The organism is Streptomyces albus subsp. chlorinus (assembly GCF_013302895.1).
Lineage (GTDB): Bacteria > Actinomycetota > Actinomycetes > Streptomycetales > Streptomycetaceae > Streptomyces > Streptomyces chlorinus.
Window position 1 is genome coordinate 1,671,103 of sequence record NZ_VJOK01000001.1, and the last position, 15,289, is coordinate 1,686,391.

Sequence of the window (15,289 nt, forward strand, 5' to 3'; positions counted from 1 at the left end):
GCCAGGACTAGTGTTGGTACTACACCTGGCACTACTGCCCTGGCCCTTGCCGCCGGGCTACGGTCGTCCGGTGATCTCACGAAACGTCCTGGAAGCTCTCGGTCAGGTGCCGTTGCGGTTTCCACTCACCGCGTGGCCATGGCGCGGACTGGCCTACCTGCTGTCCGGCGGCGGACTCGCGGCCGCGGTGTATCTGACCGTCGCGGCCATGCTGGCGGCGCCGTTCGGGACAGTGACGGGAGTGTTGTGCTCGGTACTGGCCGTAACCTTCGGTGCCGCCCTCTCCGGCCCGCTGGAGCGGTGGCGTCTCGGTCTGGTCGACCGCGGCGTGACGCTGCAGCCCACGGACCGGAGAACCTATGGGTACGGCATCGTCTCGATACTCGCGGTGGGCTTGGCCGACCTTGCGGTGGCACTGGTCTCGATCGGAATTCCCGGCTGGCTGCTGCTGTCGCCTTTCCAGCCGACGGCCACCACGTGGGAGAAGGTCACCGGTCCGATAGCCGGGGTATTGCTGCTGATCGTCGCGAGCTATCCGATAGGGGCGTGGGCAGGGGTACGCGCAGCGGTCGCGCGTTCGGTACTCGCTCCCCATGAGGGGGAACTGCGGGAGGTGGTCCGCTCCCGGGCCCGGCTGGTGGACGCCTTCGAGACGGAACGGCGCCGGATCGAGCGGGACCTGCACGACGGAGCACAGCAGCGGCTCGTCGCCCTCAACGTACGGCTGGGGCTGGCCACATTGGATCTGCCGGCGGACAGTGCCGCGGCGAAGGAGATCGGCCAGGCGCATTCGCTGGCCAAGGAAGCCTTGGCGGAGTTGCGCGAGCTGATCCGTGGGGTGCATCCGCAAGTGCTCAGCGAGCGAGGCTTGCACGCGGCGGTGCGAGACATAGCGGGACGCTCGCCCGTACCCGTCGACCTGGAGATCGAGTTGCCCGGTCGTCTCCCATCGGCTGCTGAGACCACGGCGTTCTTTGTGACGTCGGAGACTCTCACGAACGTCGCGAAGCACAGTGGAGCAGGTCGTTGCCAGGTCACGGCATGGGTCGAGAAGGAGGTGCTCTATCTGGAGGTGGTGGACGACGGTGTGGGCGGTGCCGACATGTCAGGCTCGGGGCTGACCGGGCTGGCTGACCGGGTTGCCGCAGCCGACGGAAGAATGTTCCTGTCCAGTCCCCCAGGCGGCCCGACCCGTCTGAGAGTGGAGATTCCATGCAGCCCGAGCGTTCTCTCCGCATCGTGATCGCCGAGGACGGGGTGTTGTTGCGCGAGGGAATCGTCCATCTGCTGGAGCGCTTCGGTCACGAGGTTCTCGCGGCGGTGGGTGATGGCGAAGCTCTGCTGGCAGCGGTCAGGGAGCATCGGCCTGATCTGGTCGTGGCCGACGTGCGGATGCCTCCCGACTTCACCGACGAGGGGCTGCGAGCCACACGAGCCCTCCAGACGGAGCAGCCCGGTCTCGCCGTGCTGGTGCTGAGCCAGTACGTCGACCAGACATACGCCGACGAGCTGCTGGACGAGGGCCCGCGCGAGACAGGCATGGGATATCTGCTCAAGGAGCGGGTGGGGGACGTCAAGGAGTTCATGGACGCGGTCGCGCGAGTCGCCTCCGGCAGGACGGTGGTGGACCAGGAGGTGGTGCGCCAGCTTCTGGCCCGGCGTCGTCGTCCCCTGGAGCGGCTCACTCCCCGGGAGCGTGAGGTCCTGGCGTCGATAGCGGAGGGCCATTCCAACGCCGCTATCGCCCGTCGGCTCGTGGTGACCGAGGCAGCTGTCGCCAAACACATCGCCAGCATCCTCGTAAAGCTCGATCTGCCGGCTGACGACCCGGACGTCAATCGGCGAGTACTGGCCGTACTGACCTATCTGAGAGGGGAGGAAGCGTGAGCGTGCGAAGGGCGGGAGGTCAGCACATCGGCTCGGCACAGTGGACATCGGCGGATTTCCTGCCGGAGCCGGTGACCGGTGACGTCAGGGCTTGCGGGCCACCGCGCCGAACTGGGCGACGGTCTTCTCGTCGTCGGCCGTGTGTCCCGGTCGCCAGTGCGCGCATGAGACGATCCCCGGCTCGAGCAGTTCCAGTCCTTCGAAGAAGCGGGCCACCTCGGCTCGGGTGCGGGCGGTGATCGGAGGGGTGGCGTTCTCGTTCCAAAAGCGCATGGCTTCCTCGTTGGCGGAGCCGCCCAGCTCCAGGGTGGGGTGGGTGAGCACGAGGTAGCTCCCGGCGGGGACGGCTTCCATCAGCGTCTCCACGATCCGGATCGCTTCCTGCGTATCGGCGATGAAATTGAGGATGCCGAGAAGCATGACGGCCACGGGTTCGGCGAGGTCGAGGGTGTCGGTGGCTGCGTCGAGGATGGCGCCGGGCTGGTGGGCGTCCGCGTCGATGTAGTCCGTGGCCCCTTCCGGGGAGGTGGTGAGCAGGGCGCGGGCGTGGGTGAGGACGGTGGGGTCGTTGTCGACATAGACGATGCGGGAGGAGGGAGCCACACTCTGGGCCACCTGGTGGGTGTTCTCGACCGTGGGCAGTCCGGTGCCGATGTCGAGGAACTGGCGGATGTTGGCCTCTCCGGCCAGGTACCGTACGGCGCGGCCGAGGAAGGCCCGGTCGGCGCGGGCTACCTCCCGGATGCTCGGGTAGGTGCGGGTGATGCGATCGGCGACCCTCTGGTCGACCTCGTAGTAGTCCTTGCCGCCCAGCCAGTAGTTCCACACCCTGGCGTTGTGCGCGATGTGGGCGACCGGCGTCTCGGCTCCCTCGGGACCGCTGCTCTCACTCACGTGCGGTGTCCTCCGTTTCCGCTCCGCTTTCGGGCCCTGAGCCGAGTCTAGGTGTGCGTTGCCTCTCGTGGCGGTTGCGCATGCGTTGGTTCAGCACAGCATGTGACAGCTGAGCAGGGGCACTGTCCTTGGCCCCTTTCTACGTCTGCCTACGTCGCGCCATAGAGGAGCACCCTGCGGCTACCACCGAACCCCCGTGCGATCAAATACGGCCCACTCTCTGCCCGGACCACACCGCCGCCCTGTCCCGGCCCCGGCACCGGCCTGGTTGCCCCGTCACACATCCATCACGCTTGGCCATTCATCCAAGGCGAGCTGGCAAATGCTATAGAAAGTTGCTCCATACATTGCAGATGCGAGGAGGCAAGCCATAAGTTGGCGCACATGCAGTCCTACACCATTGGTCAGGCAGCCAGGCTGCTCGGCGTCAGTCCGGATACGGCCCGGCGCTGGGCGGACGCGGGACGGGTCGCCACGCACCGTGACGAGAGCGGGCGCCGGCTGATCGACGGGCGGGACCTGGCCGCCTTCTCCGTCGAACTCGGCCGGCAGACCGAGGACGACGAGGAAGCCACCTACACCTCGGCACGGAATGCGTTCCCCGGGATCATCACCGCCGTCAAGCTCGGCGATGTGGCGGCCCAGGTCGAGATCCAGGCGGGGCCGCACAGGCTGGTCTCCCTGCTGACGCGGGAGGCTGTCGAGGAGCTGGGGCTGACAGTCGGTATGCAGGCCACCGCTCGCGTGAAATCGACCAGCGTACATATCGACACCCCGTGACGGCACCGCTGCCCGCGTGCCCCTGTCGAGAGTCGCGGGCCGACAATCACGGACCGACCGACAACATCGAGCCGGCATCCGTCGGCCCTCGCCCCCACACCGGCTCACCATCCCAGGCCACCACGGACCACTGACCCACCCCTGTCCCCCCTGTTTCGCCCGTCCACCACGTGCCGTTCTCGCGTCCCATCCGCCGGCGGCCCGACCACCGTCACCCACCCTCACCAGGAGTTCCCGTCCATGCGCACGAGTCCTCTCACACCGCGCCGCACCCTCGCCGCGCTCGCCACCGTCGCCGTCCTGGTTCCACTGGCCGCATGCGGAGGCGGCGGCGGGGACGAGGCAGGAGGTGGGGGCGGCAAGGGAGACAAGGGCGGCAAGACCGAGCTGACGGTGCTCGGCGCCGCGTCTCTCACCGATGTGTTCAAGACCGCGGGCAAGGCCTACGAGAAGGAGCACCCCGACACCAGGGTGAGGTTCTCGTTCGCCGGGTCGCAGGAGCTGGCGGCGCAGGTCAAGCAGGGGGCTCCCGCGGACGCGCTGGTCACTGCGGACACCAAGACGATGGACGGCCTCAAGGGGGAGACCGGCAAGCCGACCCTCATCGCGAAGAACCGACTGGTGATCGCGACCGGTGAGGGCAACCCCAAGAAGGTGAAAGGTCTGAAGGACCTGACGGACAGCGGTCTCAAAGTTGTGCTGGCGGTCGATGAGGTACCCGTCGGGCGTTACAGCAAGCAGGTGCTGGACGCGCAGAAGCTCACGGTCAAGCCGGTGTCCCGGGAGACGAACGTGCGCTCGGTGCTGAGCAAGGTCGAGCTGGGTGAGGCGGACGCCGGCATCGTCTACCGCACGGACGCCGCCACCGCACCGAAGAAGGTGGATGCCGTGGACATCCCCGACGCCCAGAACGCCCTCGCCTCCTACCCGGCCGCCACGCTCAAGCAGTCCGAGCACCCCGAGCAGGCCGCCGCGTTCGTGAAGTGGCTGAAGACGTCGAAGGCGCAGAAGCTGCTGCGCAAGGCGGGCTTCCAGAAGCCATGACCCGCCTGCTGCCCCGCGATCAGCGCCCCGGTACCGACCGGCACCGCACCCACGGCCCCGGTGCCGCGCGCTCGGGCCCGCGTGCCCGGACGCGGCTCCGACCGCGCACGCGTCCCGGTACGCCGGTCGCGCTGGCGGTGCCCGCGCTGCTGGCGATCGCGTTCCTGCTGGTGCCGCTGCTCGGCATCCTCGCGCGGACGGAGTGGGGCCGGTTGGGCACGCATCTGGGCAGCGAAGGCGTGACCGAGTCGGTGAAGCTCTCGCTGCTGGTGTCTTGCGGTGCACTGGCGCTCTCCCTGGTCCTGGGAGTCCCACTGGCCTGGCTGCTGGCGCGGGTCGACTTCCCGGGCAAGGGCGTGGTGCGGTCGCTCGTGCTGTTGCCGATGGTGCTGCCGCCGACGGTCGGCGGGGTGGCTCTGCTGCTGGGGTTCGGCCGGCGAGGACTGCTGGGGCCCTGGTTGGAGGACACCTTCGGGATCGTCCTGCCCTTCCACACCGCGGGCGCGGTGGTGGCGGCCACGTTCGTGGCGATGCCGTTCCTGGTGATCAGTTTGGAGGGCACCCTCGCGGCGCTGCGGCCCGCTTACGAGGAAACCGCCGCCTCGCTGGGGGCCTCCCCGGTGCGGGTGTTCTTCACGGTGACACTGCCGTTGGTCGCCCCGGGGCTGGCGGCCGGGGCGGCGCTCACCTGGGCGCGGGCGCTGGGCGAGTTCGGGGCAACGATCACGTTCGCGGGAAACCTGCCCGGCACGACGCAGACCCTGCCGCTCCAGGTGTATCTGCTGCTCCAGGACCAGCCGGAGGCTGCCACGTCGGTCTCACTGCTGTTGCTCGCCATCGCCATGGCGGTACTGATCGCACTACGTGGGCGCTGGGCAGGTGCCGGGACCGGACGCACGGCAGGCCGCCGAGGTGGAACCGGGATACGAGGTATGACCGCCCGGCGTGCAGAGGACGGCGGTCAGCCCATAAGCACGGACGTGGGGAACCCGAGCGTGCGGCACCGGAGCACGCCTGACCCGGGTGCGCGGGACGAGGACGCACGGAGTGAAGCTCCCCGGAGCGAGGACGTCCACAGCGGCACTACCCCGAGCGACGGCTCCCGGAGAGAGGACGCGAAAAGCAGAGGGACAGGCACAGGAGCCGGAGAGGGCGACAGCAGCGGCAACGGCAGTACCACCAGCAGCATTGGCAGGGAGGAGAGCGGAGGGCTCGCGCGCCCCAAGGTGCTCCATGCCGTCGCGCCCCGACAACCGGAGAGCGCCCCGTCCGAGTGGAGCGCCTCGTGCAAGCCAAGTGCTGCCCCTGGCGACCACGGCGCACGCTGGCCCCTCCATGCTCGCGTCACCGGTTTCACCGAGTTGGTCCTCGACGCGGAGCCCGGCACCACCGTCGCGGTGGTCGGGCCCAACGGCGCGGGTAAGACGACGCTGCTGCGTGCCCTCCTGGGACTCACACCACGAGCGCGCGCCCACCTGTCGCTCGGCGGAACCGAGGTCGGCACACTGCCTCCGCACCGGCGCGGAGTGGCGTGGGTACCGCAGGACGGTGCCCTCTTCCCGCACCTGAGCGCGCTGGCGAACACCGCGTACGGGCTGCGGGCCCAGGGCGTACGCAGAGCCGAGGCTCGCAGACAGGCCGGCGACTGGCTGGACCGGCTCGGCGTCGGTCATCTGGCGCACCGCAGGCCCGCGCAGCTGTCGGGCGGCCAGGCGGGGCGGGTCGCGCTCGCCCGTGCGCTGGCGGCACGGCCCCGTTTGCTGTTGCTGGACGAACCGTTGGCCGCGCTCGACCAGACGACGCGCGCCCACGTACGGCACACGCTGCGCCGCCACCTGTCCCGCTTCGGGGGAGTCTGCCTACTGGTCACGCACGACCCGGTGGAGGCGGTCTCAATGGCGGACCGCGTGCTCGTGCTGGAGGACGGGCGCGCCCTTCAGGACGCGCCGCCGACAGAGGTCACACGCCATCCGCGGTCTCCATGGGTGGCGCGCATGCTGGGACGGAACGCCTTCGCAGGAACCGTGGACGAGGACGGCCGGCTCAGTCTCGAGGAAGGCGGCAGGCTGATGGTCGCGGACCCGATGGAGAAGGGCACTCCCGCGCTGGCGGTCATCGCTCCTGAGGCGGTGGCCCTGCACCGCGTACGGCCAGAGGGCAGTCCGCGCAATGTATGGGCCGGGACGGTACGGGAGATCACGGCGGTCGGCAGCAGACTGCGGGTGCTCGTGACGTTCAGGGACCGCCCCGATCTGGTCGCGGAGGTCACCACGGACGCGGCCGCGGAACTGGGACTGGGGGACGGTGCCGCGGTGTTCACCAGCGTCAAGGCCACGGAGATCACTCTGGTCTCCCGCTGAACCCGGTCTCTTCATCACCACGGCACGCCCACCGCGCCCCCGGCGCCCTCCCCAACTCCTACTCCTTCGTGCTCCTCCCAGCCGCACGTGCCTCATGCCTTCCCCGTGCGCCTGCGCACGCCACACCCCCCTGCCCCGCCCCGTCAGCCCTTCCCGCATTCCGCATAACTCCTGCAAGGTCGTTCGGGATAATGGAACCGCACACACACTAGTGTTCTGTATACCGAACGAGCTGTGGGCGAGTCCGGCGGAACGGCGTGAAGGAAGGGAGGGGCCGGTGAGTGGTCCTGAGGGGTCGGTCCGCGGAATGCTGGCGGTCAACCTGAAGCGGGCACGGGCCCAGAGGGGGCTGTCGATCTCCGAGCTGTCGCGGCGCTCCAAGATCGGCAAGGCGACGCTGTCCCAACTGGAGTCGGGCACCGGCAATCCCACCATCGAGACGGTCTTCAGCCTCTCCCGGGTCCTCGAGGTTCCCATCTCGGACCTGCTGGACGCACAGCCGCCGGCGGGCCTGCGCATCGTGCGGGCCCAGGAGGTCGAACCGCTCAGCGGCCAGGGCATCGACCTGCGCCCACTCCAGCGGATCGAGTCGGGGCAGGCGGTCTTCGAGGTGTACGACCAGCAGGTCAGAGCGGGTGAGCGGCGGGACTCGCTGGGCCATGTGGGAGTCGAGCACACCATCGTGCAGGCCGGACGGCTCGGGGTGAGCGTCGAAGGGCACGAGGTGGAGCTGGGCCCCGGCGACTACGTCGGCTTCGACGCCACCCAGCCGCACAGCTACACCGCGCTGGGCGCCACGGTCCGCTCCGTGCTGCTCCTCCAGTACCGCGCGGACCAGCGGCTGCACGCGGAGGCACCGCACGCCCCGCCGGGCGAGAACAGCCCGCTCGGCGAGTGATCACGGAGCAGCTTTCGCATCCGCCCTCCCCCGGAAGAGTGAACCGCGTGACGGGCGCCGACCGGGACAACCCGTACCTGGGGCGGCGAAGGGGAAAAGCGAGCCTCGGCAGAACCGTTGACACGTCTGTGGCGCTGCCATAGCGTCTCTCTCGTTCGCTTTACCGAACGAGGAGGGTTCGATGAACGGAACGCGAGTCGTGGTGCTCGGTGCCGGGATCATCGGTGCGGCCTGCGCTCGCGAACTCGCCCTGGCCGGCCTGGAGGTGACGATTCTCGACCGGGGCGGCGCCGCGGCCGGGACCACGTCGCATGGCGAGGGCAATGTACTGGTCTCCGACAAGGGCCCCGGCCCCGAACTCGACCTGGCCCGGCTCTCCCGGCGCCTGTGGCCCGAAGCGCTGGCCGCGGTGGCCGAACGTTCGCCCGCAGGCCGCAGGGCTGCCGACGCCGCCGAATGGGAGCCCAAGGGCGGCATCGTCGTGGCGACGACGCAGGCGGGAGCCGACGGGCTCACCCGGTTCGCAGCGACCCAGCGCACCGCCGGCGTCCAGGCCGAAGAACTCGCCTCGGCCACGCTGCTGGAGGCCGAACCGTTCGTCACCCGGGAGCACACGGTCGCCGTCCACTACCCCGAGGACGCTCAGGTCCAGCCCGCGGGTGCGGCCGCCGCACTGCTCACCGACGCACTCGCGGCAGGCGCCACGCTCCGTACACAGCACGAGGTCCTCTCCGGGATCACCCGCGGCGGCAGGCTCACCGGTGTGCGCACCAGCGCGGGTGTGGTGGAGGGTGACCTGTTCGTCAACGCGGCCGGGCCCTGGTCCGGCGCACTCGCGGCCCGCCTAGGCACACCTCTCGGCATCGAACCGCGCCGCGGGGATGTCCTGGTGACGGCGCCGCTGCCCCCCACCGTCTTCCACAAGGTCTACGACGCCGACTACGTGGGAGCCGTCGGCAGCAGTGAAGAAGACCTCCAGACCTCGGCGGTGGTCGAGTCGACCCGGGCGGGCAGTGTGCTCATCGGCTCCTCACGGCGCCGGGTCGGCTTCGACGACCGGCTGCGGCCCGAGGTGCTCTCGGCGATGGCCGGCAAAGCGCTGCGCCTGTTCCCGTCACTGGCCGGGGTACCAGTGATGCGGGCCTACGGCGGTTTCCGTCCGTACGTGGCGGACCACCTGCCCGTCATCGGCGCTGACCCACGGCTGTCCGGTCTGTGGCACGCGAGCGGCCACGAAGGTGCCGGGATCGGGCTGTCGGTGGGCACCGGGCGGCTGGTGCGCAACCTGGTCCTCGGCGAACCGGCTGAACTCGCCGCCGACGCCTTCCGGGTGGACCGCCCTGCCGTTCTCGGCACCCAGATCGAGCCCCAGCAGCACCGACAACAACAGCAGCACCAGCGGCACCGCCAACAGCAGTCCGGGCAGCTGTCCCAGCACCAGGAGGAGGGCGCATGAGTCCCAAACTCGTACGCGCCGAGCACGACGCCACCAGCCGACGAGACCGGCCCTTGCGGATCACCGTGGACGGCGAGCCCGTCGACGGTATCCAGGGCCAGACGCTGGCCGGTCTGTTGCTCGCCTCCGGACGCCATGCCTGGCGCCACGGTCCCTCGGGGGCTCCGAGAGGGGTGTTCTGCGGGATCGGTGTCTGCTTCGACTGCCTGGTGACCGTCAATGAGGAGCGCGACGTACGTGCCTGCCGCCGTCGCGCAGCCGACGGGGATGTGGTGACCACCCAGTCCCGTACCCCGCGCCAGGACGAGGAGCACACATGACAGCCCGGCGCGGAACGGCCGCGGGCAGCGGTCCGGCCGACAATCGGGCCGGCCGGACCGCCGCGCCCCGCTTTCCGCGAGTGCCCGCGAAGTCCGCTCTCACACCCGAACCCACTCACCAAGTGCCGGCACCGGCACCGGACTTCCGCCGGGGATCCACCCGGACAGCCGCGCCGAGGAGGAGCGATGAGCCCGAAGAGGAGTGAACAGGCTAGGCGGCATGTCGCGGTCATCGGCGCGGGCCCCGCCGGTCTGTCGGCGGCGTACGCGGCGCTGGCAGCCGGTGCGTGCGTCACGCTGGTGGACTCGGCGGAGCAGCCCGGCGGACAGTACCACCGCATGCTGCCCGAGGCGTACGCCGCCCGGCGTCCTGAGCGGCTCCAGCACGGTTGGCGCGCGTTCGACCGGCGCCGCCACCAGGTGCTGGAACATCCGCGGTGCACCTGGCTGCCGGAGACATCGGTGTGGATGCTGGAGCGCCCGGACCCGGAACAGGCCCGGGAGCGTGGCGGGCCTCCGCGGGTGCACCTGGTGAGCGGCCCCGCTGACGGCACGGGCCGCACCCGGTGCACGCTCGACGCGGACGCCCTGGTCCTCGCGGTCGGCGCCCACGACCGTGTACTTCCCTTTTCCGGCTGGGAGTTGCCCGGCGTGTTCACGGCTGGCGCGGCACAGGCGTTGGCCAAGGGTGAACGGGTGGCTGTCGGCGACCGCGTGGTGGTCGCGGGTTCCGGTCCCTTCCTGCTCCCGGTGGCCGCCTCCCTGCTGGAGGCCGGCTCGCGGGTGCTGGCGGTCCTGGAGGCCAACACACCGGTCACAGTGGCCCGTGGCTGGACGCGGCGCCCGTGGGAGCTGGCCGCACAGCCCGGCAAGACGGCCGAACTGGCCGAGTACACCGTCGCGCTGTCGCGCCATCGCGTCCCGTACCGGATGGGCCGGGCAGTGGTGGAAGCCCGCGGTGAGGGGCGGGTGGAGGAGGTCGTCACAGCCCGCCTCCGCGCGGACTGGTCGGTGGTTCCCGGTACGGAGCACACGGTGGCCGTGGACGCCGTGTGTGTCAGCCACGGTTTCAGCCCCCAGTTGGAACTGCCGGTCGCGGCGGGCTGCGCACTGGGGAGGCGGCAGGCTTCCCCCTCCGAGATCTCCGGCCACCCCGGAGCCTCGTCCCCGGCCCCTTCCCCCACAAACGAGTTCGTTCTCGTCGACGACGGGCAGCGGACGAGCGTGGCTGGAGTGTTCGCCGCCGGGGAGATCACCGGCATCGCCGGTGCCCCGGCCGCGCGAGCCGAGGGAGCCGTCGCCGGATGGACGGCCGCCGGTGGTGCCCCCTCGGCGCGAGCGCTGCGCACGCTGCTCCGCAGCCGGGACCAGGGACGTGCGTTCGCCGAGCGGCTCGCCAGGGCGCACCCGGTCGGCGAGGCGTGGCCCGGATGGCTCCGGCCGGAGACAGTGGTGTGCCGCTGCGAGGAAACCGACTACGGCTCGTTGTGTGCGGCACTCACCGACCGGGCGGGTGCCGATCCGCGGGTGGTGAAGCTCAACACCCGCGCCGGGCTCGGGCCGTGCCAGGGCCGGATCTGCGGACCCACTGTCGCGGAACTCACCGGACGGTTCGGTGGACCTCAGCGCCAGGTGCGCGACTCCACCGGTCGACCGGTCGAGGGCCTGGCCCAGGCCGCCCCGCACCGCAGACCCATCGCCCAGCCGGTACGGCTCGGCGAGCTGGCCGCCTCCCCGATGCCCCTCGAAGACCACCCGCCTCGCCAGTCACACCCCTGACGCCGACGACCGCACGACACCTCTCCCCGACCCGCCCCCGAGCACGCCTACCACGCGTCCCTCCCTGAGACCGACTTTCCTCGCACCGACTTTCCTCGCACCGACCTTCCTCGCACCGACCCTCCCGACGCCGACATTCCCTGGCATCGGACGCCCGAGGGCGAACGCCCTGACACCGGACGCCCAGGGCAGCGGACGCATGGCACACGGACGCCCGGAGAGCCGGACATCCAGGGACCGGAGCCCCGAAGACCGGCACCCCTCCGCATCAATCCCCTCCTCCGACGACTTCCGCACCAACAAGCCCGCACATGCCCCCATGGCATGCCCGCCTACCCGCAGGATTCCGGATGCCGCCATGCGGTGCCCCCGTTATGTTTTTCGTGGTCCTGCAAGAGGGCCGCTGGCCTCCGGGCCCGGTATGACTGTTGCCCCCTGTCGCAGGGATGACCTGGGGGGTGGTGTCACCGGGTCCGAGGGGTGCCGTCGGAGACGCTGATCAGAGGTCCGACCACCGCTCGGCCGGGCGCAATGCCCGGCTGCTCGCGGGCGGCAGGTCTGCATAACGTGGCTGCGCGAGAACGGCTCCCGACCTCGGGGCCGGCACGCGTCGACACATGTGGGGGCACGGTGATCAGCATCGACGGGGTGGGCGTCTTCCTGGGACTGGACGTCGGCAAGCACGCGCATCACGGCCACGGTCTCACCCCGGCAGGAAAGACAGTCTTCGACAAGCCGCTGCCGAACACCGAACCGAAGCTGCGGGCGGTCTTCGACAAACTCAAGGCCAAGTTCGGCACGGTCCTCGTGGTCGTTGACCAGCCCGCCTCCATCGGCGCCCTCCCGCTCACGGTTGCCCGGGACGCCGGCTGCCAGGTCGCCTACCTGCCCGGACTGGCGATGCGGCGGATCGCCGACCTCTACCCCGGCGAGGCGAAGACCGACGCGAAGGACGCCACCGTCATCGCGGACGCCGCCCGCACCATGCCCCACACCCTGCGCACCCTCGACCTGGCCGACGAGGTCACCGCCGAGCTGACCACGCTGGCCGGCTTCGACCAGGACCTTGCCGGCGAGGCGACCCGCACCTCCAACCGCATCCGCGGCCTGCTCACCCAGTTCCACCCCAGCCTGGAGCGGGTCCTCGGCCCGCGTCTGGACCACCGGGCCGTCACCTGGCTCCTCGAGCGTTACGGATCCCCCCGAGCGCTCCGCGAAGCAGGGCGCCGCAGGCTGGTCGAGGTCGTCCGCCCGAGAGCCCCGCGCATGGCCGAGCGACTGGTCGACGACATCTTCGCCGCACTCGACGAACAGACCGTCACCGTCCCCGGCACCGGCACCCTCGATGTCATCGTGCCGTCACTGGCCAAGTCGCTGGCCGCCGTCCACGAACAACGCCGAGCCCTGGAAGCCCGGATCGAGGCCCTGCTGGAGGCCCACCCTCTTTCCCAGGTCCTGACCTCGATGCCCGGCATCGGCGTCAGGACCGCCGCAGTCCTCCTGACCACCGTCGGCGACGGCAGCTCTTTCCCGAGCGCCGCCCACCTGGCCTCCTACGCCGGCCTGGCCCCGGCGACCCGCCAGTCGGGAACCTCGGTCCATGGTGAGCACGCCCCCAGAGGCGGGAACCGGCAGCTCAAGCGGGCGATGTTCCTCTCCGCGTTCGCAGCCCTCCACGATCCCGCCTCCCGCACCTGCTACGACCGCTGCCGAGCCCGCGGCAAAACCCACACCCAAGCCCTCCTCCGCCTCGCCCGCCACCGCATCAGCGTCCTGTTCGCCATGCTCCGCGACCGAACCCTCTACGAACCCAGAACCCCACGCCTCACTTGACGAAAAACATAGAGGCACCCCCCCGCCGCGCCGTCCGCCCCACCCACCCCCTCACCCTCATCGACCCCGAACAGGAGCGCAGTTCATGAGCGAGAGCAAGCAGACACCCCATGGCCTCGGTGGCGTCGTCGTGGCGACCGCGTTGCCGTACTACGAGGACGCCTCCGCGCCGGCGGGGCTGGCCGTGGACCTGGACCGCTACGCCGAGCACTGCGGCTGGCTGGTGGACAACGGCTGCCACGGTGTCGGGCCGAACGGGTCACTGGGCGAGTACTCGTCGCTGACGGACGAGGAGCGCCGCAGCGTGGCCCGTACCGCGATCGAGGCGGTGGGCGACAGGGGGACGGTGATCGTCGGCGTGCACGGTGTCGGCTCCCACCAGGCGCGGTACTGGGCCGAGGTCGCCGCCGAGGACGGCGCCAACGGGGTGCTGTGCCTGCCTCCGACGATGTACCGCGCCAACAAGGGCGAAATACTGACACATTTCACGGCAGTGGCCTCGGTCGGTCTTCCGGTGATGGTCTACAACAACCCCATCGACACCAAGGTGGACCTCACTCCGGAGCTGGTCGCGGAGATCGCGCAGATCGACAACGTCGTCGCGATCAAGGAGTTCTCGGGTGACGTACGCCGGGTGCTGGAAATCAAGGAGCGGACCGCCGGCACGGGGCTGGAAGTGATCAGCGGCGCCGACGACGTGGTGCTGGAGAGCCTGTTGATGGGTGCGACCGGCTGGTTCGCCGGGTTCCCGAACGTCTTCCCCGCCGAGTCGGCCCGGCTGTTCGAACTGGCGAAGGCGGGCAAACTGGCGGAGGCGCGGGAGCTGTACGAGCCGCTGGTGGCGGCCTTCCGGTGGGATTCACGTACCGAGTTCGTACAGGCGATCAAGCTGGGCATGGAGCGGGTCGGCCGGTTCGGCGGTCCGTGCCGCCCGCCGCGCGGCCCGCTGAGCGAGGCCATGCGAAAGCAGGTCGAGGCCGACATGGCGCGTGCGATCGCCGCCCTCGAAGAACGGGCGGCCTCCTGATGCGCTCGGTTCGGACACTCAGCGCCGTCGACTCGCACACCGAGGGCATGCCCACGCGTGTGGTGACCGGTGGGGTGGCACCCGTCCCGGGCTCCACGATGGCCGAGCGGCGCCGCTACGCCGTCGAGTACCTGGACGAGCTGCGCCGGTTCCTGGTGGACGAGCCGCGCGGGCACCCCGCGATGAGCGGCGCGCTCCTCCAGCCGCCCACGCGCCCCGACGCCGACTGGGGTGTGCTCTACATCGAGGTCAGCGGCTTCCTGCCGATGTGCGGGCACGGCACCATCGGTGTCGCGACCGTGCTGGTGGAGACGGGCATGGTGGAGGTGACCGAGCCCGAGACGTCCGTACGGCTGGACACGCCGGCCGGGCTGGTGGAGGCGCGGGTCACCGTGCGGGACGGGATGGCCGAGAAGGTGACCCTGCGGAACGTGGACGCGTTCGCACTGGAGCTGGGGGCTTCCGTCTCCGTTCCTGGGCTGGGCGAGGTCGCCTATGACATGGCGTACGGCGGCAACTTCTACGCCATCGTCGAGCTCGGTCAGGTCGGCCTGCCGTTCGACAGGGCGCGCAAGGACGAGATCCTGGCGGCGGGGTTGTCGATCATGCGGGCGGTCAACGAGCAGAACCGCCCGGTGCACCCGGTCGATCCGCTGATCGGCGGTTGCAAGCATGTGCAGTTCCTCGCTCCGGGCTCGGACGGGCGCCACTCGCGGAACGCCATGGCGATCCATCCCGGCTGGTTCGACCGGTCGCCCTGCGGGACCGGTACCTCGGCGCGGATGGCGCAGTTGCACGCGCGCGGTGAGCTGCCCCTGCACACGGAGTTCGTGAACGAGTCGTTCATCGGCACGCGCTTCGTGGGGCGGCTGCTGGAGACCGTGGAGGTCGGCGGGCTGCCCGGTGTGGTGCCCGAGTTCTCGGGGAGGGCGTGGATCACAGGCACGGCGAACTACCTGCTGGATCCGCGCGATCCCTTTCCCCATGGCTTTGTGCTGTAGGCCGAACTGG

At 70.4% G+C, this 15,289-nt stretch carries 13 protein-coding genes; 12 read left to right on the plus strand and 1 reads right to left on the minus strand.

Going from position 1 to position 15,289, the window contains the following annotated elements:
- Nucleotides 1-70 precede the first annotated feature (70 nt).
- Nucleotides 71-1,243, plus strand: coding sequence for a sensor histidine kinase (locus FM076_RS07575; protein ID WP_345944917.1), 1,173 nt, complete (start codon nt 71-73; stop codon nt 1,241-1,243).
- On the plus strand, nt 1,213-1,887 hold the full coding sequence (locus FM076_RS07580; RefSeq protein WP_173869168.1) for a response regulator transcription factor: 675 nt from the start codon (nt 1,213-1,215) through the stop codon (nt 1,885-1,887). The genes FM076_RS07575 and FM076_RS07580 overlap by 31 nt, the downstream gene beginning before the upstream one ends.
- A gap of 84 nt (nt 1,888-1,971) precedes the next feature.
- On the opposite strand, the gene FM076_RS07585 is transcribed toward FM076_RS07580, so the two are convergent.
- The gene (locus tag FM076_RS07585) at nt 1,972-2,781 is read right to left on the minus strand and encodes an SAM-dependent methyltransferase (protein WP_173869169.1); all 810 of its coding nucleotides are present in this window, start codon (nt 2,779-2,781) and stop codon (nt 1,972-1,974) included.
- Between the two features lie 384 nt (nt 2,782-3,165).
- Here FM076_RS07585 and FM076_RS07590 point away from each other — a divergent pair, with 384 nt between their 5' ends.
- The 10 genes from FM076_RS07590 (at nt 3,166) to FM076_RS07635 (ending at nt 15,279) form a co-directional block, all read left to right on the plus strand.
- Entirely contained in the window at nt 3,166-3,561 is a 396-nt protein-coding gene (locus tag FM076_RS07590) for a TOBE domain-containing protein (RefSeq protein WP_173869170.1), read from the plus strand.
- Nucleotides 3,562-3,801: 240 nt separating this feature from the next.
- Nucleotides 3,802-4,605, plus strand: a complete 804-nt coding sequence (gene modA / locus FM076_RS07595; RefSeq protein WP_173869171.1) for a molybdate ABC transporter substrate-binding protein — start codon at nt 3,802-3,804, stop codon at nt 4,603-4,605.
- Nucleotides 4,602-6,965, plus strand: coding sequence for an ABC transporter permease (locus FM076_RS07600; RefSeq protein ID WP_173869172.1), 2,364 nt, complete (start codon nt 4,602-4,604; stop codon nt 6,963-6,965). Before modA ends, FM076_RS07600 begins: the two co-directional genes overlap by 4 nt.
- A gap of 277 nt (nt 6,966-7,242) precedes the next feature.
- Entirely contained in the window at nt 7,243-7,863 is a 621-nt protein-coding gene (locus FM076_RS07605; protein WP_345944918.1) for a helix-turn-helix domain-containing protein, read from the plus strand.
- A gap of 181 nt (nt 7,864-8,044) precedes the next feature.
- Nucleotides 8,045-9,319, plus strand: coding sequence for an NAD(P)/FAD-dependent oxidoreductase (locus FM076_RS07610; RefSeq protein ID WP_173869173.1), 1,275 nt, complete (start codon nt 8,045-8,047; stop codon nt 9,317-9,319).
- Entirely contained in the window at nt 9,316-9,639 is a 324-nt protein-coding gene (locus FM076_RS07615; RefSeq protein WP_173869174.1) for a (2Fe-2S)-binding protein, read from the plus strand. Before FM076_RS07610 ends, FM076_RS07615 begins: the two co-directional genes overlap by 4 nt.
- Before the next feature lie 186 nt (nt 9,640-9,825).
- On the plus strand, nt 9,826-11,418 hold the full coding sequence (locus FM076_RS07620; protein ID WP_173869175.1) for an FAD-dependent oxidoreductase: 1,593 nt from the start codon (nt 9,826-9,828) through the stop codon (nt 11,416-11,418).
- A 630-nt stretch (nt 11,419-12,048) separates the two neighbouring features.
- Complete coding sequence (locus FM076_RS07625; protein WP_173869176.1) at nt 12,049-13,251, plus strand: IS110 family transposase; 1,203 nt, start codon at nt 12,049-12,051, stop codon at nt 13,249-13,251.
- An 85-nt stretch (nt 13,252-13,336) separates the two neighbouring features.
- Nucleotides 13,337-14,278, plus strand: a complete 942-nt coding sequence (locus FM076_RS07630) for a dihydrodipicolinate synthase family protein (RefSeq protein ID WP_173869177.1) — start codon at nt 13,337-13,339, stop codon at nt 14,276-14,278.
- Nucleotides 14,278-15,279 (plus strand): proline racemase family protein, encoded by a 1,002-nt coding sequence (locus FM076_RS07635; RefSeq protein WP_173869178.1) that lies wholly within the window; start codon nt 14,278-14,280, stop codon nt 15,277-15,279. Before FM076_RS07630 ends, FM076_RS07635 begins: the two co-directional genes overlap by 1 nt.
- Nucleotides 15,280-15,289 lie beyond the last annotated feature (10 nt).

What these genes read in the sequence shown, in the direction of transcription:
- modA (WP_173869171.1), top strand. Translation starts at nt 3,802, where the DNA reads ATGCGCACGAGTCCTCTCACACCGCGCCGCACCCTCGCCGCGCTCGCC.
- FM076_RS07615 (WP_173869174.1), top strand. Translation starts at nt 9,316, where the DNA reads ATGAGTCCCAAACTCGTACGCGCCGAGCACGACGCCACCAGCCGACGA.
- FM076_RS07635 (WP_173869178.1), top strand. Translation starts at nt 14,278, where the DNA reads ATGCGCTCGGTTCGGACACTCAGCGCCGTCGACTCGCACACCGAGGGC.
- FM076_RS07610 (WP_173869173.1), top strand. Translation starts at nt 8,045, where the DNA reads ATGAACGGAACGCGAGTCGTGGTGCTCGGTGCCGGGATCATCGGTGCG.
- FM076_RS07600 (WP_173869172.1), top strand. Translation starts at nt 4,602, where the DNA reads ATGACCCGCCTGCTGCCCCGCGATCAGCGCCCCGGTACCGACCGGCAC.
- FM076_RS07620 (WP_173869175.1), top strand. Translation starts at nt 9,826, where the DNA reads ATGAGCCCGAAGAGGAGTGAACAGGCTAGGCGGCATGTCGCGGTCATC.
- FM076_RS07580 (WP_173869168.1), top strand. Translation starts at nt 1,213, where the DNA reads ATGCAGCCCGAGCGTTCTCTCCGCATCGTGATCGCCGAGGACGGGGTG.
- FM076_RS07590 (WP_173869170.1), top strand. Translation starts at nt 3,166, where the DNA reads ATGCAGTCCTACACCATTGGTCAGGCAGCCAGGCTGCTCGGCGTCAGT.
- FM076_RS07630 (WP_173869177.1), top strand. Translation starts at nt 13,337, where the DNA reads ATGAGCGAGAGCAAGCAGACACCCCATGGCCTCGGTGGCGTCGTCGTG.